Raw genomic sequence first — 20,705 nt, 5'->3', positions numbered from 1 at the left:
CACAGCCGGCGGTGCCCACGCCACGCGGCCCGATGTCCGACACCCATCAGCAGCTCCGCGTTGAAGAAACCTTCCCCGCGCCCTCAGAGCGCACGGGGATGCCCCAACCGCAGCTGGGCACGGCAGGTGCACACCTCAACAGTAGGCCGCGGAAGGCTTCCACGGGCACCGGTCGTCGACGGTTGCCCGAATGCGCCCGGGCCACCCGTATGCAACTGATATGCGCCGAACGGGTGGCCTTCAACCGCTACTCCCCGGTCGGAAGCGCGACTTCGGCCGCCGCGTCCGGACCCTGCTCCAAGAGGACGACGAAACCGTCCTCGTTCAGAACCGGAACCTTCAGCTGCATGGCCTTGTCGTACTTCGACCCCGGGTTGTCGCCCACGACGACGAACGAGGTCTTCTTCGACACCGATCCGGTCACCTTCGCGCCCCGGCTCTGCAGCGCCTCCTTGGCGCCGTCCCGGGTGAAGTTCTCCAGGGTGCCGGTGACGACGACCGTGAGCCCCTCCAGCGGGCGCGGGCCCTCCTCCTCGCCGGTCGACTCGTCCTCCAGCGGGACTCCGGCGGCCTTCCACTTGCGGACGATCTCGCGGTGCCAGTCCTCGGCGAACCACTCCTTGAGCGCGGCGGCGATGGTGGGGCCGACGCCGTCGGTGGTCGCCAGCTCCTCCTCGGTGGCCTGTTCGATGCGGTCGACGGAGCGGAACTCGCGGGCGAGGGCCTGCGCGGCGACCGGTCCGACGTGCCGGATCGACAGGCCGTTCAGGAAGCGGGCCAGCGGGCGGGACTTGGCCGCCTCGATGTTCTCCAGCAGTGCGAGGGTGTTCTTCTTCGGCTCGCCCTTCTGGTTGGCGAAGACCGTGACGACCTTCTCCTCGCCCGTCTTGGGATCCCGCTTGGGCAGACCGCTGTCGGGGTCCAGGACATAGGCCTTGATGGGCAGCAGCTTCTCCACCGTCAGGTCGAACAGGTCGCCCTCGTCCACCAGCGGCGGGTCGGCCGGCTCCAGCGGCCGGGTGAGCGCGGCGGCGGCCACCGCGCCGAAGTTCTCGATGTCCAGGCACTCGCGGCCCGCGAGGTAGGAGACACGCTCGCGCAACTGGGCCGGGCAGGTACGGCCGTTGGGGCAGCGGAGGTCGATGTCGCCCTCCTTCATGGGCCGCAGCGGCGTGCCGCACTCGGGGCACTCGCTCGGCATCACGAACTCCCGCTCGCTGCCGTCCCGCAGGTCGACCACCGGGCCGAGGATCTCCGGGATGACGTCACCGGCCTTGCGCAGGACGACGGTGTCCCCGATCAGGACGCCCTTGGCCTTGACGACCTCCTGGTTGTGCAGGGTGGCGAACTCCACCTCGCTGCCGGCGACCGTGACCGGCTCGACCTGGGCGTACGGCGTGACGCGGCCGGTGCGGCCGACGCCCACCTTGATGTCGACGAGCTTGGTGTTGACCTCTTCCGGCGCGTACTTGTAGGCGATCGCCCAGCGCGGCGCCCGCGCGGTGGAGCCGAGGCGCCCCTGCAGACGGATCTCGTCCAGCTTGACGACGACACCGTCGATCTCGTGTTCCACGGAGTGGCGGTTCTCGCCGTAGTGGGCGATGAACTCGCGCACGCCGTCGAGGTCGTCGACCACGCGGTTGTGCGGGGAGGTGGGCAGGCCCCAGGTCTTCAGCAGGTCGTAGGCCTGGGACAGCCGGGTCATGCCCGTGAAGCCCTCCAGGGCGCCGATGCCGTGGACCACCATGTGCAGGGGGCGGGTGGCGGTGACCCGCGGGTCCTTCTGGCGCAGCGAACCGGCGGCGGCGTTGCGGGGGTTGGCGAACGGCTTGTCACCGGCCGCGACCAGGCGTTCGTTCAGTTCGAGGAACTTCTCCATCGGGAAGTAGACCTCGCCGCGGATCTCCACGAGGTCCGGGATGTCGTCGCCCTTGAGGCGGTCCGGGATCTCCGCGATCGTGCGGACGTTCGGCGTGATGTCCTCGCCGGTGCGGCCGTCGCCGCGGGTTGCCGCGCGCGTGAGCCGGCCGTTCTCGTACGTCAGGTTGACCGCGAGGCCGTCGACCTTGAGCTCGCACAGGAAGTGGTAGTCCTGGTCGCCGAGTTCGCGCGCGATGCGCTCGGCCCAGGCGGCCAGCTCCTCGTCGTTGAAGGTGTTGTCGAGCGACAGCATCCGCTGGCGGTGCTCGACAGCCTTGAACTCCGTCTCGTACGACCCCGCGACCTTCTGGGTCGGCGAGTCCGGGGTGCGCAGCTCCGGAAACTGCTCCTCCAGGGCCTCCAGAGTCTTCAGGAGCTTGTCGAACTCCGCGTCGCTGATGACGGGAGCGTCCTTCACGTAGTACCGGAAGCGGTGCTCCTCGATCTGCTCAGCGAGCTGCGCGTGCTTGTCACGTGCCTCGGCGGGCACTGCCGTCTCCGCCTGCTGCTTGTCGCCGGCCACCGTGTCGTCCTCCCGTTACTCTGGGTTGTCCGCGAGGGATCTCGCCGCCCGGACGCAGTGGGCGAGCGCCTGGCGTGCGTAGGCGGGGGAAGCTCCCGCCAGACCGCACGCCGGGGTGACCGTGACCGCCTCCGCGAGCAGCCCCGGGTGCAGACCCAGCCTGCGCCACAGCGTCCTGACACCCATGACGCTACCGGCAGGGTCTGACAATGGCCCTTGAGTCCCGCTCACGACACCGGTGAACAGCCGGGTGCCGCCCTCGACGGCTTCACCGATCGCGTCGTCGTCACGTTCGGTGAGCAGGGCGAAGTCGAAGGAGACCGCGGCTGCGCCGGTCCGCCGCAGCAGTGCGAACGGCACGTCGGGGGCGCAGGAGTGCACGACCACGGGTCCGCCGTCCTGGACCCCGATGACGTCGCGCAGGGTGGCCTCCACGACCTGCCGGTCCACGGCCCGGTGCGTGCGGTAGCCGCTGGCGGTGCGGACCTCTCCGCGCAGGACGGCGGTGAGGGAGGGCTCGTCGAGCTGGAGGACGAGGCGGGCGCCCGGCACACGGCGCCGCACCTCGGCGAGGTGGAGCCGCACGCCCTCGGTGAGCGAGGCGGCGAGGTCACGGCAGGCACCGGCGTCGGAGAGCACCGCCTCGCCGTTCTTCAACTCCAGCGCGGCGGCCAGCGTCCAGGGGCCGACCACCTGCACCTTCAGGTCGCCCTCGTAGCCCTGGGTGAACTCCTCCAGGGCGTCCAGGTCCTCCCCCAGCCAGGCGCGCGCCCGCTTGGTGTCCCGGCCCGGCCGGTCGCCGAGCCGCCAGCCGCTGGGCTCCACGCGCGCGTAAAGCTCGACGAGCATGCCCGCGGTACGGCCGATCATGTCGGCGCCGGGGCCGCGCGCGGGCAGCTCGGGCAGGAACGGAAAGTCCTCGCAGCTGCCGGTGACGGTCTTGGCGGCCTCGCGGGCGTCGTCACCGGGCATGGACCCGACACCGGTGGCCCCGGCAAACCTGAACTGGCTGTTTTCGCTCACCAGGGAAGCCTACGGAACCCCTCGGCCGGGGTCAGCGTCCCGGTCGCACCGTCAGGTCGTTGACCTCCGCGTCCCTCGGCAGGTCGAGGGCCATGAGGATCGTCGTGGCGACCGACTCGGGGTCGATCCACTGCGAGGGGTCGTACTCCTTGCCCTCCTGCTGGTGGACCCTGGCCTGCATGGGGCTGGCCGTGCGGCCCGGGTAGACCGAGGTGACCCGGACGCCGTTCGCGTGCTCCTCCTGGCGCAGGGAGTCGGCGAGGGCCTTGAGACCGTGCTTGGAGGCGGCGTACGCGGACCAGCCGGCGTGCGCGGTGAGGCCGGCGCCGGAGTTGACGAAGATCACATGGCCGCGGGCGGCGCGCAGCTGGGGCAGGAAGTGCCGGGTCAGCTCGGCCGGGGCGATCAGGTTGACGTTGAGCTGGTGGCGCCAGGACTTGGGGGTCAGGTCGCCGACCTCGCCCAGGTCGACGACGCCGGCGATGTGCAGCAGCGAGTCCACCCGCTCCGGGAGCGTCTGGTGGGAGAACGCCCAGGACAGCTTGTCGGGGTCCGCGAGGTCGCCGACCAGGGTGCGGGCGCCGGGAAACTCGGCCGCCAGTTCCTTCGCGCGGCCCGCGTCGCGCGCGTGCAGGACGAGTTCGTCCCCGCGCGCGTGCAGACGGCGGGCGACGGCCGCGCCGATGCCGGACCCGGCCCCGGTGATCACATAAGTAGCCATGCAGGCCATGCTCGCATCAGCGCTCGCCCTGCCCCGCGGCGGCAGCCGCAGATGTCGCCGCCTCCAGGTAGGCCAGCGCTCCGACCGGCTCCTCGGCGAAGAAGACTAGCTCGGACAGCGGGCGGGGCAGGAAGCCCTCGTCCTCCATGCGGCGGAACTGCTCCTGGAGACCGTCGTAGAAACCCGCGGTGTTCAGCAGCACGACCGGCTTCTCGGTGCGGCCGTGCTTCTTCAGCTCCAGGATCTCGGTGGCCTCGTCCAGCGTGCCGGTGCCGCCCACCATGATCACCACCGCGTCGGCCTTCTCCAGCAGCAGCTTCTTGCGTTCGGCGAGGTCGGCTGCGATGACCATCTCGTCGGCGCCGGGCCGCGCCTTGTTCGCGAGGAACTCCACGGACACGCCCAGCAGTCTGCCGCCCGCCTCGTGCACCCCGTCGGCGACGACCTTCATCAGACCGACGTTGGAGCCGCCCCACACCAGGGTGTGACCGGCCTTGCCGATCAGTTCCGCGAACTCGCGCGCGGGGCGCGTGTACCGCTCGTCGAGATCGGCTGCGGAGAGGAAGACGCAGATGTTCATGGCCTCTACCGTACGGCCCCTGCCTCACCGTCTCCGTCGTACGCGGGAAGAACCACGGGCCCGCCGGTGCTGTCCCACTATGAGCCGAGGACACACGATCACCATCGAACAGGGCGAGCAGCACGTGCGCGTGGTGCACGGCGAGCAGGTGCTCGCGGAGACCGACCGGCCGCTGGTGCTGCGCGAGACGGGCTGTCCGGTGCGGTACTACATCCCCGCCGCCGACGTACGCGTCGATCTGCTGACCCCCTCCGACACGCACACCGAGTGCCCTTTCAAGGGCACGGCGTCCTACTGGTCGCTGCCGGACGCGCCCGATCTGGTGTGGGCGTACCCGGACCCGAAGCCGGACGTCGCCGAGATCAGGGATCACTTCTGCTTCTACGAAACCGACGTGTCGTGACCGATGAGCCGGGGCCGGTGCGGCAGTCTGCAGGGGCATGGACAAGAAGACGACTTCCCGTGACGGCACGTCCCTCGCGTACGAGGTGATCGGCCAGGGGCCCACGGTGATCCTGGTGAGCGGCGCGATGTCCACCGGGGGCACCGTGGCTCCTCTGGCCCAGCGGCTCGCGGGCCGCTGCACGGCCGTCGTCTACGACCGCCGGGGCCGCGGCGAGAGCGGCGACACGAAGCCGTACGAGGTCGAGCGTGAGGTCGAGGACCTGGCCGCGCTGATCGACGCCGTGGGCGGCGAGGCGGCGCTGTTCGGGGTCTCCTCGGGCGGCGCGCTGGTGCTGGAGGCGGTGGCGGGCGGGCTGCCGGCTGTCCGGGCCGCCGTCTACGAGGTGCCCTACGCCGACTTCCTGCAGGGCGGCGCCGAGCGGGAGGCCACCTACAAGGAGCAGCTGAACAAGGCGCTCGCGGACGGCCGGCGCGGGGACGCGGTGGAGCTGTTCCTGCGGCTGACGGGCCTCGGCGAGGAGGTCATCCGGGGCGCCCGGGAGTCGCCGATGTGGGCCGGGATGGAGGCCGTCGCGCCGAGTCTCGCGTACGACGACGCGGTCATGGGCGACGGCCTCCTCCCCCGGGACCGGATCGCCGCGATCTCCGTGCCCGTGCTGGTGGTCGCGGGCGGGGCGAGCCCGGAGTGGATGCGCGAGGCGAACCGCACGGTCGCCGAGACGCTGCCGCAGGGCACGTACCGGGTCCTGGAAGGGCAGACCCACATGGTGGAGCCGGAGGTGCTGGGGCCCGTGCTGGCCGATTTCCTGACGGAGTAGCGACGGCTACAGCGCCGCGGCCGTCGCGCGCGTGGTCGACGCGATCGTCGCCGAGCCCACCACGCGCGTGCCGTCGTACAGGACGATCGCCTGGCCGGGGGCGACGCCGCGGACCGGTTCGGTGAAGGTCACGCGCAGTTCGCCGTCGACCGGTTCCGCGGTGACCTCGGTCTCGCCGCCGTGGGCGCGCAGCTGGGCGGTGTAGGTGCCGGGGCCGGTGGGGGCGGTGCCGCACCAGCGGGGCTTGATCGCGGTGAGGGCGGTGACGTCCAGGGCGGCGGCGGGGCCGACGGTGACGGTGTTGGTGACCGGGGAGATGTCGAGGACGTAGCGGGGCTTGCCGTCGGGGGCCGGAGTGCCGATGCGCAGGCCCTTGCGCTGGCCGATGGTGTAGCCGTAGGCGCCCTCGTGCGTGCCGAGCCTGTTGCCGGACTCGTCGACGATGTCGCCCTCGGCCTTGCCGAGGCGCTTGGCGAGGAAGCCCTGGGTGTCGCCGTCGGCGATGAAGCAGATGTCGTGCGAGTCGGGCTTCTTGGCCACGGCGAGGCCCCGGCGCTCGGCCTCCGCGCGGATCTCGTCCTTGGTGGTGACCGTGTCGCCGAGCGGGAACATCGCGTGGGCGAGCTGCTTCTCGTCCAGCACGCCGAGGACGTACGACTGGTCCTTCGCCATGTCGGAGGCGCGGTGCAGCTCGCGGGAGCCGTCCTCGCGGACGATGACCTTGGCGTAATGACCGGTGCAGACCGCGTCGAAGCCGAGGGCGAGGGCCTTGTCGAGCAGCGCGGCGAACTTGATCTTCTCGTTGCAGCGCAGGCAGGGGTTGGGGGTGCGGCCGGCCTCGTACTCGGCGACGAAGTCCTCGACCACGTCCTCGCGGAAGCGGTCGGCGAGGTCCCAGACGTAGAAGGGGATGCCGATGACGTCGGCCGCGCGGCGGGCGTCTCGCGAGTCCTCGATGGTGCAACAGCCCCGCGCGCCGGTCCGGAAGGACTGCGGGTTCGCGGAGAGCGCGAGGTGGACGCCGGTGACGTCGTGGCCGGCTTCCGCGGCACGCGCGGCGGCTACGGCGGAGTCGACTCCACCGGACATGGCGGCGAGGACGCGGAGGGGGCGCTGCGGGGTCTCAGTCATAGCCCTTCCAGGGTACGGGGCGGCGGGAACCGGGACTGCCGGATATCCGTTGACGGTCACAGGGGGCGGAACAGGGCGCGGACCGGGGCGCGGACCGGGTGCGGAAGGGGAGGGCATGAGCGACGCGGATCGGCGGCTGGGGCGGCGGGCCCTGCTCGTCGGCGGTGCGGCGGCCGCCGTGGGCACGGCCGTGCTGGCCCGCGGGGAGCTGTCGCATCTGTGGTGGCGGCTGCCGGGCGTGGAGAAGCCCCGGGTGGCGGGGGCCGTGGACTTCCGGGGCGCGCGCTGGGTGCCGGCCTCGCCGGCCAACTACCGGCGGGCGGACCGGCCGGACGACTATTCCGTGGACCGGGTCGTCATCCATGTCACGCAGGGCGACTACGCGAGCGCGGTGAAGGTCTTCCAGGACCCGGCGCACGGTGCGGCGGCGCACTACATCGTGCGCAGGGACGGCCGGATCACCCAGCTGATACGGGAGCTGGACGTGGCCTTCCACACGGGCAACCGCGCGTACAACGAGCGCAGTGTCGGCATCGAGCACGAGGGCTTCGTGGACGACGCCTCCTCCTTCACGGACGCCATGTACGCGTCCTCGGCGCGGCTGACGGCGGCGGTATGCGGGCGGTACGGCATACCCGTGGACCGTGAGCACATCATCGGGCACGTGGAGGTGCCGGGGACGGACCACACCGACCCGGGGCCGCACTGGGACTGGGAGAGATACCTGAAAAAAATCAAGGCTTAGGCCTTTTTTGTCCGGTGTGTGCGGTTCTATCCTGAATACCAGACCTACGAGACGAGTGAGGGAGTTCAAGCGGAGTAGCCGACGTCAGCGAGAGATACATGATCTCTTCAACGAGAGGTACACCGTTTCCGCTGGTGCCGACATCGACGCTCGGGCTGAGAGGCCGGAAGGTCGCAAGGACTGGACCTGACGGCGACCCCCATCACCTGATCCGGACAATGCCGGCGAAGGGAACCCGCCTCGTAGGTCGCCTTCGTGTGCGCCTCAGCTGAGCCCCGCCACGCGCGCCCGCTCCACCGCCGGGCCGATCGCCTTCGCCACCGCCTCGACGTCCGCCGCCGTGGAGGTGTGGCCGAGCGAGAAGCGCAGGGTGCCGCGGGCCAGATCCGGGTCAATACCGGTGGCGAGCAGCACATGGCTGGGCTGGGCGACGCCCGCGGTGCAGGCGGAACCGGTCGAGCACTCGATGCCCTGGGCGTCCAGCAGGAGCAGCAGGGAGTCGCCCTCGCAGCCGGGGAAGCTGAAGTGCGCGTTGGCCGGCAGGCGGCCCTCGGGTGCCGGGTCGCCACCGAGGATCGCGTCCGGTACGGCCGTACGGACGGCGTCGATCAGCTGGTCCCGCAGGGCGCCGATCTCGCGGGCGAACCACTCGCGGTGCCCAGTGGCGAGCCGGCCGGCGACGGCGAAGGAGGCGACGGCGGGGACGTCCAGGGTGCCGGAGCGGACGTGCCGCTCCTGGCCGCCGCCGTGCAGGACGGGTACGGGGGTGTGGTCACGGCCGAGCAGCAGCGCGCCGATGCCGTACGGGCCGCCGATCTTGTGGCTGGAGACGGTCATCGCGGCGAGGCCGGAGGCGGCGAAGTCGACCGGCACCTGGCCGAGGGCCTGGACCGCGTCGGCGTGCATCGGGACACCGAACTCGGCGGCGGCTTCGGCGAGTTCACGGATCGGCATGACCGTGCCGATCTCGTTGTTGGCCCACATCACGGTGACCAGGGCGACGTCGTGGGGGTTGCGGGCGATGGCCTCGCGCAGGGCCTCGGGGTGGACGCGGCCGTAGGGGTCGACGGGGAGGTACTCGACCGTCGCGCCCTCGTGTTCGCCGAGCCAGTGCACGGCGTCGAGGACGGCGTGGTGCTCGACGGGGCTGGCCAGGACGCGGGTGCGGGCCGGGTCGGCGTCGTGGCGGGACCAGTAAAGGCCCTTGACGGCGAGGTTGTCGGCCTCGGTGCCGCCCGAGGTGAAGACGACCTCACTGGGGCGGGCGCCGAGCGCTTCCGCGAGGGTTTCGCGGGATTCCTCGACCGTGCGGCGTGCCTGGCGGCCGGATGCGTGGAGGGAGGAGGCGTTGCCCGTGATGCTCAACTGGGCGGTCAGGGCCTCTGCCGCCTCCGGGAGCATGGGGGTTGTCGCGGCGTGGTCGAGGTAAGCCATGGTGCCCTGATTCTACGGCCCCCTTGCAGCCTGCCTCGGCTGCGAGGTTTCCGTTGGCCGGGGGCGCCTTGCCTTGCCTTTGAGGGTGCCCTGGGCTGGGGCGCCTTGCGCTGACTGCGGGACGGGGGTGAGAGGCAGCGGCTCGGCTGCCAGGCCACCAGACTGCCCGGCGGCAGGGGGGCGCGACGCTCGGCTTCAGACACCCCTCAGACGCCCCGCGCCGGGAAACGGCGACGGTGGCGGTAGGGGCGTTGGCCGGGTGCCCCGTCGTCCTCGGGGCCCGGGGGGCGTCAGCTGATGCCGGGCGGGGTCACAGGCTCCAGGAGAGCGTGTGGGACAGCTGCATCGCGATCACCAGGACCACCAGGTCGGCTACGCCCAGGGTGAGGCCCAGCCAGGCTCGGCCGCGGCGGGTGGTGCCGCGCCAGAGGGACACGGCGGCCAGGACCATGGCGATCGGGCCGAGGAAGAGGTTGAGGACGAGCAGGCCGAGAAGGCCGAGGATGAAGGACGCCACGGCCATGCCGTCGGCGTCACGGGCGGCCGGCCGGGTGTCGTCGCGGCTTGTGACCGGTGCGGTGAGTTGCATGGTGCTCAGCTCCTGGAAGTCGGGGCGGACGGTCAGTTGGCCGGCGTACGGCGCCGGCGGCTGTGGCGCTCGCGGAGCGCGAAGACGCCGAGCCACACGGCGATGACGGCGGCGACGACGGCGGTGACCGTCAGCGGCGCGTGGGCGATGGTGCCCAGCACGACACCGAGCAGCATGAGTGCGGCGACGAGGAACAGCATGGGATCAGATCCCCCCTCCGGGATACCTCGATCGGGCCGGTGTGAAGTTTCGGTGAACAGTTGTAGTAACAGTTGTTCACTGACTTCTACTCTAGCGCGTTCCACGGCTTTCCAATTCCGGAGAACAGTTGTTAACTGGATGACATGAGTCACACCCTCGGCATCCGGCAGGCCCAGAAGCAGAAGACCCGGCAGGCGTTCCTCGACGCGGCGCTCGCGCTGCTGGAGGAGCAGAGTCTGAGCAGCCTGGGCCTGCGCGAGGTCACCCGGGCCGTCGGCGTTGCCCCGACCGCCTTCTACCGGCACTTCCGCTCGACCGCCGACCTGGGTGTGGCACTGGTCGACGAGGCGCTGGGCAGCCTGCATCCGATGGTGCGGACGACGGTGTCCACGGCGGGCGACAGTGAGGAACGCATCTCGCGCGCCATCGAGTTGATCGCCCGCCACGTAGACGCGTACCCCGCACATGTCCGGTTTATCGCCCGGGAACGACATGGCGGGGTACAGCCGGTACGGGAGGCCATCCGGGCCCAACTGGTCCGGTTCGCCGAGGAGGTGAAGGCCGAGCTGGCCAAGGACTCCGAGGCCGCGGGCTGGAGCGACGACGACCTGCTGATGCTCGCGCATCTCTACGTCGACCAGATGCTCATCACCGCCTCCCTGTTCCTGGAGGCGCTGGAGTCCCCGGCGGAGGAGCGGGAGCGCGTCATGCAGCTCGCCGCCCGGCAGCTGCGGCTCATCAGCATCGGCCGCAGCCACTGGACGGACTGAGAGGTACAGAGAGTTCTGAGGGACCGTACTCAACCAACGCCGCATTGGGGGCACTTGAGCCCGCCCTGCCCGCCAGCTGTCCGTTCCGGGTCCGGCCCCTCCTGGTACAGGGCCGTGACAGAACGGGCCGCCGCCAGCAGTTCCGCGCGGGCCTCGGGCGGTTCCAGCAACTCCACCTGATCGGAGAACCCGAGGAGTTGGCGGACCGCGCGCAGCACCGGGTAGGTCAGCCGGGCGGTGACCCAGTCGCTCTCGCCGTCGTCATCGGGCGGTGCGGTCAGTTCGGCGGCCGTCACCCGCTGGAACATGTCGAGCCGCTCGCGCCGTACCCGTACGGTGACCTCGATCCCGCCCTGCCGCTCCTCCACCTGACGTCGCAGCGCCTCCCAGGCGTCGGCGAGTTCGATCCCGGGCCGGCGCCGTACCGGCTCGTCGAGCGGGCGGGCCGAGCGGATCCGGTCGGCCCGGAACAGCCGCGGCACCCCGCGCCGGTCGGCGACCAGGTACCAGACCCCGGCCTTGGCGACCAGTCCGTACGGGTCGACGGTGTACGTCCGCGGCTCCCGCGTCCCGCTGTGCCGGTAGCGCAGCTTCAGGCGCCGGTCGGAGAACACCGCGTCCTGGAGCACCTCCAGGTCGACGGACTGCTGGGGGCCGCTCTTCCAGCGGGTGGCGTCGACCAGGATGCGGCGGCTGGTCACCTCGGCGGCGGGCCGGTACGGCGCCGGCAGCGCGGCCATCACCTTGCGCAGGGCCGAGCCGAGGGCGGCATCGAGGCCGAGCGCGGCGTGCGCGCCCTGTGCGGCCAGGATGAACAGGGCGCGGGACTCGTCGGCGGTCAGTCCGGTGACGTCGGTGCGGAAACCGGCGAGGAGTTCGATGCCGCCGTGCCGGCCGCGCTCGGCGTACACCGGGACGCCGGAGGCCGACAGGGCCTCGATGTCCCGGTAGATGGTGCGGACCGACACCTCCAGCCGGTCGGCGAGTTCGTGCGCGGGGACACGGCCCCGGGTCTGCAGGAGCAGCAGGATCGACAACAGCCGGTCGGACTTCACGCGCCCAGAATCCCGCCCGGACGGATTCCCGCGCAAATATTGACGGCAGATGTCAGGTTATCGCGCCATCCTCGGGGCACCGACCTACCGAGAGGCACACCATGACCACCAGGACCACCAGCGAGTTCATCGACCCGCGCCCCATCTACGTCCGCGCCACGGAGCAGGCGGCGGCCCTGATCAAGACCGTACGGCCGGACCAGCTGGACGGCCCGACGCCGTGTACGGAGTTCGACGTACGGGGCCTGTTGAGCCACATCGTCGGCGGCACCCGGCGGATCGCCGTGGTCGGCGAAGGCGGCGACGGACTCGCCGTACAGCCCGTCGCCGACGGTGTCGAGGACGAGGGCTGGGCGGCGGCCTACGACGAGGTGCGCGTCCGTGTGCTGAAGGCCTGGGAGAGCGACGAGCGGATGGCGGCCCCGGTCCGGGTGCCGTGGGGCGAGGTACCGGGCTATGCGGCGCTCTCGGGCTACGTGATGGAGATCGTGACCCACACCTGGGACCTCGCCGAGGCCCTCGGGCACCCGCACCGGCTCGACCCGGAACTGGCCCGGTTCGCGCTCACCACCGCCCGCCAGGTACTGCCGGACTCCCGCCCCCGCGACGAGAACACCCCCTTCGACACCCGCCGCCAGACTCCCGAGAACGCCGACGTCTACGAGCAGCTGGCCGCCTGGCTCGGCCGCACCCCGCTCAGCCGGGCCTGACGCCCGCCACCACACCGAGCCGGACCCGCAACCGCCCCGGCCGCCCGCACCGGAGGCTTCCCTCCAGCCGGGCCCGACCGAGCCGTTCAGCCGAGCCGGAACCGCAGCGACCCCGCGGGCCGGACGCCACCGCTCAGCCGAGCCCGAACCACAGCCGTCCCGCCGGCCGGAGGCCACCGCTCAGCCGAGCCTGGCCCGGGCCAGCTGGCGGGACTGGGTGACCAGGTTGTCCTCGCTGTCCCAGACCTCGGCGTCCTCCTCCAGGAAGCCGCCGGCCAGGTTGCGGGTGGTGATGGACACCCGCAGCGGGCCGGGGGCCGGGCGGCGGCGGACGTGGACGGTGAGTTCCACCGTGGGCACCCAGCCCTTCAGGCCGAGCTCGAAAGCCGTGGGCGGCAGGGCATCCACCGCCAGCAACAGCGACAGCGGGTCGGCGTCACGGCCGTCGGCCAGGCCGAACCAGGCGCGCATCTCCCCCTTCCCGGAGGGCGCGCCCAGCGCCCAGCCCAGGGTCGACGGGTCCAGCTTGAGCATCAGGCGGTCGGCGATCGCCGAGCCGCCCTCGACCGGGGACGGCCCGTCCTCGGGGCCGAAGCACTGGTCGAGGGGCGGGATCGCGGGCGGGGTGGCGGTCGTACGGACGTCGTCGGGGAGGGTGGCGAGGTCTCCGTAGGAGGCGAGGACGCGGATGCGTTCGACTTCGTTGCCCTGGTCGTCGTACTGGAGCAGGGAGGCCTGACCCGTGGAGAGGGTGCGGCCCGTGCGGACCGTTTCCGTGCGGATGACCGCCGGGCCGGGCCGGGAGGCGGTCAGGTAGTGCGCGGAGACGGTGAAGGGGTCCGGGTGCGGAAGGGCGTCCGCGAGGGCCCGGCCGAGCACTGCCAGCAGGTAGCCGCCGTTCACGGCGTTGAAGATGGTCCAGCCGGCCGAGAGGTCGACGTCGTAGACACCGGGCTCGCGCCGGCTGACCGCCGTGTCGCGGTCGAATTCGCTCGCGCCGATCACGGCCCGTGCGGCAGGGGCGGAAGCTGCTTCTGGCATGGGTGAAAGGTACAACAGGAGACTACTAAGCGGTAGCTTTTTATGGTGAAATCAGGGCGCCCACGGCCCCCTGATCCCTCTGCCGGGTGAGGTTCCGGCAACTTTTCGGTAAGTGTGCTGACTCGTCCACAACCTCAGCGCCCTGATTCCCATCTATGGAGGCATGAGCCTCACCGGGACTCCGTTCCTCTACACGACCATCGTGCTGGCCGTGGTTGCACTGATACTGCCGCTCGTGTTGTGGTCACGAGTGCGCGGGCACAAGGCCCTGCGTGCCGCGGCCCGCGTGCTGATGCTGCTGTTCGCCCAAGGCACCGCCGTCACACTGATCTTCGTTCTGGTCAACAACCAGAACAACCTGTACGACAACTGGGCCGATCTGCTCGGCACCGGCAACCACGTCCAGCAGGCCCGGGACCTGGGCCGGGACGGCACCGGCGGCATAGCGGTGAAACGGTTGCCCAAGGTCAAGCAGACCTTCACAGCAGCCTCGGGACCCGGGATGAGCGCGGCCGGTGGGGTGCGCGTCACCCAGCTCAAGGGCCGGGTCTCGGGCGTGAACGCCGAGGTCTACGTCTGGCTGCCGCCGCAGTACAACGACCCCGCCTACCGCCACAAGAAGTTCCCGGTGGTGGAGGTGCTGCCGGGCTACCCCGGTTCGGCGAAGGCCTGGTTCGGTTCCATGCACGCGCACGAGCAGCTGCTGCCGCTGATGCAGAGCGGCCAGGTGGCGCCCTTCATCATGGTCGCCCCGCGCACCAACCTGCTGGCCGGCGTGGACACCGGCTGCGCGAACGTCCCCGGCCAGGTCAACGCCGACACCTGGCTCAGCATCGACGTGCCGAAGATGGTCACGGACAACTTCCGTGCCCAGCCGGCGCCGCAGGGCTGGGCCGTCGCCGGGTACTCCGCGGGCGCCCACTGCGCGGTCAAGCTGGCGGTGGCGCACCCGGACCGGTACCGGGCCGCGGTGAGCCTGTCCGGCTACAACGACCCGATCGGCGAGCGCAACTCCCTCGCCGCGCAGAACCCCACCCTGCGCGCCGAGAACAACCCCTACATGATCCTGAAGAAGTCGGCGGTGCCGCCGCGGATCGCGCTGTACGTCTCCGGCGAGTCCCGCGACGGCTACGAGGCGGGCGTGGCGCTGGAGTCCGTCGCCAAGGCGCCGACGACCGTGCACGTGGTGTTCCTGCCGCGCAGCGCGGGCGGCCACAACATGGCGCTGTGGCGGCCCCAGGTCGGCGCGGTGTTCCGTTGGCTGACCCTGCAGATGGGCCAGAACCACGCCAAGGGTCAGGACCGGTCGCTCGGCGGCACCACGGGTTCTCTCGACGGGAACGCCGCCGGAACCACCGGCACTACTCCTCGGTCACCGTCGACCGGCGGTTCCACGCGCGCGGAGCTCGCCAGTGGAACCGCATCGCGAGCAGGCGCAGCACAAAAGCGGTGACGGCCGCGAGCCCACTGGTGAGGGGGGTCAGGGCGTCATAGCGGAGACACAGCACCACCATGGTGGAGCCCACGATCGCTGGGACCGCGTACAGATCGCGGTCCCAGCGAAGCAGTGAGGGCACCTCGTTGGCGAGCACGTCGCGCAGCACACCGCCGCCGACCGCGGTGGCGAGCCCCAGGGTCGCCGACGCGGTCAGGTTGAGGCCGTAGCTGTACGCCTTCGTCGTTCCGCTGACGCAGAACAGGCCGAGGCCGGCCGCGTCGAAGACCAGCACCGCCGCCTGGATGCGTTCCACGTGCGGGTGCAGGAAGAAGACAACCAGCGCGGCGAGCAGCGGGGTGAGGAAGTACCCGAGGTCGGTGAAGGCGGCCGGGGGTACGGCTCCGATGACCAGGTCGCGGAACAGTCCTCCGCCCAGCGCGGTGACCTCGGCGAGCACGGCGATGCCGAACACGTCGAAGTTCTTCCGGACGGCCAGCAGGGCGCCGGAGATCGCGAACACGAAGATGCCGATGACATCGAGCGTGTGCTGAACGGAGGGACTGAAGAGTTGCTGGAGCTGCACCCCGGTATTCTCACCTGCCGGACGGCGTGAACCTTACAAAGCCAGGCTTACAGAGCAGGTCTCCCTGTGGTGGACAGCCAGGTGTCGAACAGGTCGTCCAGTTTCTGCCCGCTGACGCGCTCGGCGAGGCGGACGAAGTCGGCGGTCTCCGCGTTGCCGTACCGGTGGAGCCTGGTCCAGGCGGGCAGCAGCCTGAAGAAGGCCTTGTCTCCGATGCGCTCGCGCAGTGCCTGGAGCGTCATCGCGCCGCGCTGATAGACGGCGGAGGAGAACATCGTGTCGCGCTGCGGGTCGGCGACCTTGATCTGCCAGAAGCCGGAGTCGGCCGGGCGGGCGTTGTAGGCGGCGAGGAAGGAGTCGTGGGCCGAGCGGGTGCCCTGGTGCTCCGCCCACAGCCACTGGGCGTAGGTGGCGAAGCCCTCGTTGAGCCAGATGTCCTTCCACCGCGCCACGCTCACCGAGTCGCCGAACCACTGGTGGGCCAGCTCGTGCACGATGGTCGTCTCGCTGCGCACGGCCGAGTAGGCGGGCTTGCTCTGCACCTCCAGCGAGAACCCGGCCTCGGGCATGTCGTCGACGATGGCGCCGGTCTCCTCGAACGGGTACGGCCCGAAGACGCGCGACCAGTAGTCGGTGGCGGCGGCGGTGACGGCGTACACGTCGACGCTGTTGCTGTTCTTCAGGACGGGGTCGATCGCGACGTAGACCGGGATGCCGCCGGGGGTGCGGCCGGTGCGCACGTCGAACCTGCCGATGGTGGCGGTGGCGAGGTAGGTCGCCATCGGCTTCGACTCGCGCCAGTGGGTGTACGTCGATCCGCCCTTGTCGTACGTCGACACGAGCCGGCCGTTGGAGACGCCGGTCAGGCCTTTCGGCGCCTTGATCCGGATGTCGTAGGTGGCCTTGTCGGAGGGGTGGTCGCTGGACGGGAACCAGGTGGAGGCGGCGTTGGGCTCGCAGGCGACGAAGACGCCGTCGGTGGTTTTCATCCAGCCGTACTTGGAGCCGAACACGATGGGCCCGCTGAGGGGCTGGGGTATGCCGCCGTAGGTGACGGTGACCTCGAAGGTGCGCCCGCGCGCCAGGCTTCGGCGCGGGGTGATGGTCACCTCGTCGCCGTCCCGCGTGAACTCGGCGCGTCTGCCGTTCACTTCGACCTTGGTGATCTGCAGTTGCTGCAGGTCCAGGTCGAAGGAGGAGAGGTTCTGGGTGGCGCGGGCGATGAGGGTGGTACGGCCGTCCAGGCGGCCGGTGTCGGGGGCGTAGGCGACGTCGAGGTCGTAGTGCAGCGCGTCGAAGCCGCCGTTGCCGAGCCGTGGGAAGTAGGCGTCGCCGATGCCGGGGGCGCCCGGGGTGGGGGCGGGTGATGCGCCGATGACGAGGAAGGAGGCCGCCGCGGTGGCGACAGCCCCCAGGCGTGCCGAACGGGAGAGTGCCATGAGTCGTCCCTTTCGAGCGTGTACCGATCAGTGGTCGGACACGGACGACTCTGCACTCTCCAGTTCAGGCATGTACATGACTTTGCTGACTTGTCATGCGCTACTTGTCGGTTGACTCCTGGGAGCCGCTCTCCTCGGTGCTCTCCGCTGAGGCGGTCTTCTCGGTGCTCTCCGCCGAAGCGCGCTCCTCGGTGCTCTCCTCCGAGGCGCTCTCCTCCGAGGCGCTCTCCTCCGAGGTCTCCTCGGCCAGTTCCGCCGCGACCGCCGCCGACGTCTCCGCCGACTCCGCGAGGACCTCGTCGGCGACCAGTTCCGCCGCCTCCTTCGCGGCGGTCAGCAGCACCGTGTCCTGCGGGGCCTGGTCCTCGAAGTTCTCCGGGTGGTGGCAGGCCACCCGCTGACCGGGCTTCAGCTCCTTGAGCGCCGGCTCGGTGGTCCGGCAGATCTCCGTCGCCTTCCAGCACCGGGTGTGGAAGCGGCAGCCCGAGGGCGGCGAGATCGGCGAGGGCACGTCGCCCTTGAGCAGGATGCGCTCGCTCTTCGCGTTCTTGCGCGCCGGGTCCGGGATCGGCACCGCCGACATCAGCGCCTTGGTGTACGGGTGCATCGGCGCCTTGTACAGCGAGTCGCGGTCGGCCAGTTCGACGATCTTGCCGAGGTACATCACCGCGATGCGGTCCGAGACGTGCCGGACGACCGAGAGGTCGTGCGCGATGATCACGTACGTCAGGCCCAGTTCCTCCTGGAGGTCGTCCATGAGGTTCACGACCTGCGCCTGGATCGACACGTCCAGCGCGGAGACCGGCTCGTCCGCGACGACCAGCTTCGGCTTCAGGGCGAGCGCACGGGCGATGCCGATGCGCTGGCGCTGACCGCCGGAGAACTCGTGCGGATAGCGGTTGTAGTGCTCGGGGTTGAGACCGACCACCGACAGCAGCCGCTGCACTTCCTTCTTGATGCCGCCCTCGGGCTCGACGCCCTGGAGCCGGAAGGGGGCCCCGACGATCGTGCCGATGGTGTGGCGCGGGTTCAGGGACGAGTACGGGTCCTGGAAGATCATCTGCACGTCGCGGCGCATGGGGCGCATGCCGCTCACCCCGAGGTGCGTGATGTCCTTGCCCTCGAACTCGACGGTACCGGCGGTCGGTTCGAGCAGCCGGGTGATCAGCCGGCCCATCGTCGACTTGCCGCAGCCCGACTCGCCCACGACACCGAGGGTCTCACCGGAGCGGACCTCGAAGTCGAGCCCGTCGACCGCGCGCACGGCGCCGACCTGCCGCTGGAACAGGCCCTTCTTGATGGGGAAGTGCTTCTGCAGCCCGGTCACCTTGAGCAGGATCTCGCCGGGAGCGGCGTCCTTGCCGAGGGTGGCCGCACCAGAGGCCTTCACCGCTTTGTCCTCTGTGTTCTCACTCACAGCTTCGGCGCAATCTCTTCGGTCCAGATCCGTTCCCGCTGCTCCTGCGACATGTGGCAGGCGGCCCAGTGCTGGTCGCCGACCTCGGTCAGCTCGGGGCGAACCGTGCGGGTCAGGTTGTCCTTCGGGAGGTCCGCGTACGGGCAGCGCGGGTTGAAGGCGCAGCCGGACGGGATGTTGATCAGCGAGGGCGGCGAGCCCTTGACCGGGATCAGGCGCTCCTGCTGCTCGCGGTCCAGACGCGGCATCGAGCCGAGCAGACCCCAGGTGTAGGGGTGACGGGGCTCGTAGAACACCTTGTCCGCCGGGCCGCGCTCGACGCAGCGGCCGCCGTACATCACCAGGATGTCGTCGGCGAGTTCGGCGACGACGCCCAGGTCGTGGGTGATGACGATGACCGCGGAGCCGAACTCCTTCTGCAGGTCGCGGATCAGGTCCAGGATCTGCGCCTGGACCGTCACGTCGAGCGCGGTGGTCGGCTCGTCCGCGATGAGCAGCTCGGGGTTGTTCACCAGCGACATGGCGATCATGGCGCGCTGGCGCATACCGCCGGAGAACTCGTGCGGGTAGTTGTCCACCCGCTTGTCCGGCTGCGGGATGCCCACGCGGTCGAGCATCTCGACCGCACGACGCTTGGCGGTCTTCTTGTCGACGTCGTGGTGGGTCCGGTAGGCCTCCACGATCTGCGCGCCGATCGTGTAGTACGGGTGCAGCGCCGACAGCGGGTCCTGGAAGATCATCGCCATCTCGCGGCCACGCAGCTTGCGCACGTGGTCGGGGTCGGCGGACAGCAGCTCGGTGCCGTTCAGCCAGATCTCGCCGGAGATCTGCGCCTTGCGCTTGCCGTACTGCCCGGCGGTGTGCAGGCCCATGATGCCGAGCGAGGTCACGGACTTGCCGGAGCCCGACTCGCCCACGATGCCGAGGGTCTTGCCCTTCTCCAGCTTGAAGCTGAGCCCGTCGACGGACTTCACGAGGCCGTCGTCGGTCGGGAAGTGCACCTTCAGGTCGCGCACTTCCAGGAAGGAGGTCGGCGCGGGCGAGGCGTCCGTGGGCTCGCCCACGGCCGCTCCGGTCTTGCTGAGTTCGGTCATGCGAGCCTCACTCGGGGGTCGATCACGGCGTACAGGATGTCCACCGCGAGGTTGGCGATGAGCACCGCGAGGGAGGTGATCAGGGTCACGCCCAGGATGATGGGCAGGTCCTGGTTCTTGATGGCGGTCAGCACGGCCTGGCCGAGTCCGGGGATGCTGAACGTGGTCTCGGTGAGGATCGCGCCGCCGATCAGGGCGCCGAGGTCCATGCCGAGCATGGTCAGGATCGGGGTCATCGTGGAGCGCATGGCGTGCTTGCCGATGACGACCGGCTCCGTGAGGCCCTTGGCGCGGGCGGTGCGGATGTAGTCCTCGCCGAGGATCTCCAGCATGGTGGCCCGGGTGATACGGGCGTACATCGCCGCGTAGAGGAAGGCGAGGGTGATCCAGGGCAGGATCATGCTTCCGAAGTAGCCGGGCAAGCTGTCGCTGATCGACACGTACTTGCCGTCGAACCACTTCAGCCCGAAGACGAAGATCGCCGAGGCGAGCAGACCCGTGAAGTAGATCGGCAGCGAGACACCGCTGAGGGCGACGACCATCGCGCCGCGGTCCCAGATGCTGCCCCGCTTGAGGGCGGAGAGCACACCCGCCGCGACACCGAGGACCAGCCACAGCACGGCGGCGCCGAGCGCGAGACCCAGGGTCACCGGGAAGCGGTCGGTCAGCACCGGCCAGACGGCCTGCTCGCTGCGGAAGGAGTAGCCGAAGCACGGCGCGGCGCAGTGGGTGACGTCACCGCCGGCCGAGTAGGTGCGGCCCACGAAGATGCCCTTGAAGAAGTCCCAGACCTGGACGTAGATCGGGTCACCAAGGCCCAGCTTCTCCCGTACGGCCTCGACGGCGTGCGGGTCGGCCTGCTTGCCCACGAAGCTCGTGGCGATGTCCACGCCCGCCCACTTGGGGACGAGGAAGAAGATGCTGAAGACCACCAGGATGATGACCACCAGCATCACTGCGGCGGCGAACAGCCGCCTGATGAGGTAAGCGAGCACAGCTAACGGCCCGCCGCGGACCGCGGGCCCCCGGAGATCTTCCGGTGGGCCCGCGGCTCGCCGCGCCGGCCTT

At 70.4% G+C, this 20,705-nt stretch carries 21 protein-coding genes; 6 read left to right on the top strand and 15 right to left on the bottom strand.

Annotation, left to right across the window (positions count from 1 at the left end; genetic code table 11):
• Positions 1 to 247: 247 nt before the first annotated feature.
• The 4 genes from ligA to ABZ624_RS21160 are packed head-to-tail and all read right to left on the bottom strand — an operon-like array spanning position 248 to position 4,767.
• Positions 248 to 2,443, bottom strand: coding sequence for an NAD-dependent DNA ligase LigA (gene ligA / locus ABZ624_RS21175; protein ID WP_360090936.1), 2,196 nt, complete (start codon positions 2,441 to 2,443; stop codon positions 248 to 250).
• 15 nt (positions 2,444 to 2,458) lie between these two features.
• Positions 2,459 to 3,466 (bottom strand): methionine synthase, encoded by a 1,008-nt coding sequence (locus ABZ624_RS21170; protein ID WP_360090933.1) that lies wholly within the window; start codon positions 3,464 to 3,466, stop codon positions 2,459 to 2,461.
• Between the two features lie 31 nt (positions 3,467 to 3,497).
• The gene (locus ABZ624_RS21165; protein WP_360090930.1) at positions 3,498 to 4,196 is read right to left on the bottom strand and encodes an SDR family oxidoreductase; all 699 of its coding nucleotides are present in this window, start codon (positions 4,194 to 4,196) and stop codon (positions 3,498 to 3,500) included.
• Between the two features lie 7 nt (positions 4,197 to 4,203).
• Positions 4,204 to 4,767 carry a TIGR00730 family Rossman fold protein gene (locus tag ABZ624_RS21160; protein WP_360090927.1) on the bottom strand — a complete coding sequence of 188 codons (564 nt, stop codon included), beginning with the start codon at positions 4,765 to 4,767 and terminating at the stop codon, positions 4,204 to 4,206.
• A gap of 79 nt (positions 4,768 to 4,846) precedes the next feature.
• Between ABZ624_RS21160 and ABZ624_RS21155 the strand changes: the two genes are divergently transcribed.
• Positions 4,847 to 5,170, top strand: coding sequence for a DUF427 domain-containing protein (locus ABZ624_RS21155; RefSeq protein ID WP_360090924.1), 324 nt, complete (start codon positions 4,847 to 4,849; stop codon positions 5,168 to 5,170).
• Positions 5,171 to 5,207: 37 nt separating this feature from the next.
• On the top strand, positions 5,208 to 5,990 hold the full coding sequence (locus tag ABZ624_RS21150; protein ID WP_360090921.1) for an alpha/beta hydrolase: 783 nt from the start codon (positions 5,208 to 5,210) through the stop codon (positions 5,988 to 5,990).
• Positions 5,991 to 5,996: 6 nt separating this feature from the next.
• On the opposite strand, the gene mnmA is transcribed toward ABZ624_RS21150, so the two are convergent.
• Positions 5,997 to 7,121, bottom strand: coding sequence for a tRNA 2-thiouridine(34) synthase MnmA (gene mnmA, locus ABZ624_RS21145; RefSeq protein ID WP_360090918.1), 1,125 nt, complete (start codon positions 7,119 to 7,121; stop codon positions 5,997 to 5,999).
• 115 nt (positions 7,122 to 7,236) lie between these two features.
• On the opposite strand from mnmA, the gene ABZ624_RS21140 reads away from it, so the two are divergent.
• Complete coding sequence (locus tag ABZ624_RS21140) at positions 7,237 to 7,866, top strand: N-acetylmuramoyl-L-alanine amidase (protein WP_360090915.1); 630 nt, start codon at positions 7,237 to 7,239, stop codon at positions 7,864 to 7,866.
• A gap of 264 nt (positions 7,867 to 8,130) precedes the next feature.
• On the opposite strand, the gene ABZ624_RS21135 is transcribed toward ABZ624_RS21140, so the two are convergent.
• The 3 genes from ABZ624_RS21135 to ABZ624_RS21125 all read right to left on the bottom strand — a co-directional run bounded on the left by ABZ624_RS21135 (position 8,131) and on the right by ABZ624_RS21125 (position 10,089).
• Positions 8,131 to 9,300 (bottom strand): cysteine desulfurase family protein, encoded by a 1,170-nt coding sequence (locus ABZ624_RS21135; RefSeq protein ID WP_360090912.1) that lies wholly within the window; start codon positions 9,298 to 9,300, stop codon positions 8,131 to 8,133.
• A 310-nt stretch (positions 9,301 to 9,610) separates the two neighbouring features.
• Positions 9,611 to 9,889: a DUF4190 domain-containing protein gene (locus tag ABZ624_RS21130; RefSeq protein ID WP_360090909.1), complete on the bottom strand. Its 279-nt coding sequence runs from the start codon at positions 9,887 to 9,889 to the stop codon at positions 9,611 to 9,613.
• A 32-nt stretch (positions 9,890 to 9,921) separates the two neighbouring features.
• Entirely contained in the window at positions 9,922 to 10,089 is a 168-nt protein-coding gene (locus ABZ624_RS21125; RefSeq protein WP_360090906.1) for a hypothetical protein, read from the bottom strand.
• 144 nt (positions 10,090 to 10,233) lie between these two features.
• Here ABZ624_RS21125 and ABZ624_RS21120 point away from each other — a divergent pair, with 144 nt between their 5' ends.
• A complete protein-coding gene (locus tag ABZ624_RS21120) occupies positions 10,234 to 10,860 on the top strand; it encodes a TetR family transcriptional regulator (protein ID WP_360090903.1) in 627 nt (208 codons plus the stop codon).
• A 29-nt stretch (positions 10,861 to 10,889) separates the two neighbouring features.
• On the opposite strand, the gene ABZ624_RS21115 is transcribed toward ABZ624_RS21120, so the two are convergent.
• Positions 10,890 to 11,915: a YafY family protein gene (locus ABZ624_RS21115; protein WP_360090900.1), complete on the bottom strand. Its 1,026-nt coding sequence runs from the start codon at positions 11,913 to 11,915 to the stop codon at positions 10,890 to 10,892.
• Between the two features lie 101 nt (positions 11,916 to 12,016).
• Here ABZ624_RS21115 and ABZ624_RS21110 point away from each other — a divergent pair, with 101 nt between their 5' ends.
• Positions 12,017 to 12,625: a TIGR03086 family metal-binding protein gene (locus tag ABZ624_RS21110; RefSeq protein WP_360090897.1), complete on the top strand. Its 609-nt coding sequence runs from the start codon at positions 12,017 to 12,019 to the stop codon at positions 12,623 to 12,625.
• Between the two features lie 180 nt (positions 12,626 to 12,805).
• Here the strand turns inward: ABZ624_RS21110 and ABZ624_RS21105 are convergent, their stop codons facing one another.
• Positions 12,806 to 13,666, bottom strand: coding sequence for a thioesterase family protein (locus ABZ624_RS21105; RefSeq protein ID WP_360090894.1), 861 nt, complete (start codon positions 13,664 to 13,666; stop codon positions 12,806 to 12,808).
• A 163-nt stretch (positions 13,667 to 13,829) separates the two neighbouring features.
• On the opposite strand from ABZ624_RS21105, the gene ABZ624_RS21100 reads away from it, so the two are divergent.
• Complete coding sequence (locus tag ABZ624_RS21100) at positions 13,830 to 15,119, top strand: alpha/beta hydrolase-fold protein (RefSeq protein WP_360090891.1); 1,290 nt, start codon at positions 13,830 to 13,832, stop codon at positions 15,117 to 15,119.
• Here ABZ624_RS21100 and ABZ624_RS21095 read toward each other — a convergent pair.
• The 5 genes from ABZ624_RS21095 to ABZ624_RS21075 all read right to left on the bottom strand — a co-directional run bounded on the left by ABZ624_RS21095 (position 15,028) and on the right by ABZ624_RS21075 (position 20,632).
• Entirely contained in the window at positions 15,028 to 15,687 is a 660-nt protein-coding gene (locus ABZ624_RS21095; protein WP_360090888.1) for a trimeric intracellular cation channel family protein, read from the bottom strand. The two genes, ABZ624_RS21100 and ABZ624_RS21095, sit on opposite strands and share 92 nt — an antisense overlap.
• Before the next feature lie 47 nt (positions 15,688 to 15,734).
• A complete protein-coding gene (locus ABZ624_RS21090; RefSeq protein ID WP_360090885.1) occupies positions 15,735 to 17,126 on the bottom strand; it encodes a M1 family metallopeptidase in 1,392 nt (463 codons plus the stop codon).
• 100 nt (positions 17,127 to 17,226) lie between these two features.
• Positions 17,227 to 18,543 (bottom strand): dipeptide ABC transporter ATP-binding protein, encoded by a 1,317-nt coding sequence (locus ABZ624_RS21085; protein ID WP_360090882.1) that lies wholly within the window; start codon positions 18,541 to 18,543, stop codon positions 17,227 to 17,229.
• Positions 18,540 to 19,637, bottom strand: coding sequence for an ABC transporter ATP-binding protein (locus ABZ624_RS21080; protein WP_360090879.1), 1,098 nt, complete (start codon positions 19,635 to 19,637; stop codon positions 18,540 to 18,542). The genes ABZ624_RS21085 and ABZ624_RS21080 overlap by 4 nt, the downstream gene beginning before the upstream one ends.
• Entirely contained in the window at positions 19,634 to 20,632 is a 999-nt protein-coding gene (locus ABZ624_RS21075) for an ABC transporter permease (RefSeq protein ID WP_360090876.1), read from the bottom strand. Before ABZ624_RS21075 ends, ABZ624_RS21080 begins: the two co-directional genes overlap by 4 nt.
• Between the last annotated feature and the right edge of the window lie 73 nt (positions 20,633 to 20,705).

Origin of the sequence: Streptomyces sp. NPDC007205 (assembly GCF_040634095.1) — a bacterium.
Taxonomy (GTDB): domain Bacteria; phylum Actinomycetota; class Actinomycetes; order Streptomycetales; family Streptomycetaceae; genus Streptomyces.
Note: the sequence above shows the minus strand (reverse complement) of the source record. Positions and strands in the feature narration are given on the sequence as shown.

Coding starts and splice junctions, on each gene's coding strand:
- ABZ624_RS21165 (WP_360090930.1), bottom strand. CDS start 4,196: ATGGCCTGCATGGCTACTTATGTGATCACCGGGGCCGGGTCCGGCATC.
- ABZ624_RS21160 (WP_360090927.1), bottom strand. CDS start 4,767: ATGAACATCTGCGTCTTCCTCTCCGCAGCCGATCTCGACGAGCGGTAC.
- ABZ624_RS21155 (WP_360090924.1), top strand. CDS start 4,847: ATGAGCCGAGGACACACGATCACCATCGAACAGGGCGAGCAGCACGTG.
- ABZ624_RS21150 (WP_360090921.1), top strand. CDS start 5,208: ATGGACAAGAAGACGACTTCCCGTGACGGCACGTCCCTCGCGTACGAG.
- mnmA (WP_360090918.1), bottom strand. CDS start 7,121: ATGACTGAGACCCCGCAGCGCCCCCTCCGCGTCCTCGCCGCCATGTCC.
- ABZ624_RS21140 (WP_360090915.1), top strand. CDS start 7,237: ATGAGCGACGCGGATCGGCGGCTGGGGCGGCGGGCCCTGCTCGTCGGC.
- ABZ624_RS21135 (WP_360090912.1), bottom strand. CDS start 9,300: ATGGCTTACCTCGACCACGCCGCGACAACCCCCATGCTCCCGGAGGCG.
- ABZ624_RS21130 (WP_360090909.1), bottom strand. CDS start 9,889: ATGCAACTCACCGCACCGGTCACAAGCCGCGACGACACCCGGCCGGCC.
- ABZ624_RS21125 (WP_360090906.1), bottom strand. CDS start 10,089: ATGCTGTTCCTCGTCGCCGCACTCATGCTGCTCGGTGTCGTGCTGGGC.
- ABZ624_RS21120 (WP_360090903.1), top strand. CDS start 10,234: ATGAGTCACACCCTCGGCATCCGGCAGGCCCAGAAGCAGAAGACCCGG.
- ABZ624_RS21110 (WP_360090897.1), top strand. CDS start 12,017: ATGACCACCAGGACCACCAGCGAGTTCATCGACCCGCGCCCCATCTAC.
- ABZ624_RS21105 (WP_360090894.1), bottom strand. CDS start 13,666: ATGCCAGAAGCAGCTTCCGCCCCTGCCGCACGGGCCGTGATCGGCGCG.
- ABZ624_RS21100 (WP_360090891.1), top strand. CDS start 13,830: ATGAGCCTCACCGGGACTCCGTTCCTCTACACGACCATCGTGCTGGCC.
- ABZ624_RS21090 (WP_360090885.1), bottom strand. CDS start 17,126: ATGGCACTCTCCCGTTCGGCACGCCTGGGGGCTGTCGCCACCGCGGCG.
- ABZ624_RS21080 (WP_360090879.1), bottom strand. CDS start 19,637: ATGACCGAACTCAGCAAGACCGGAGCGGCCGTGGGCGAGCCCACGGAC.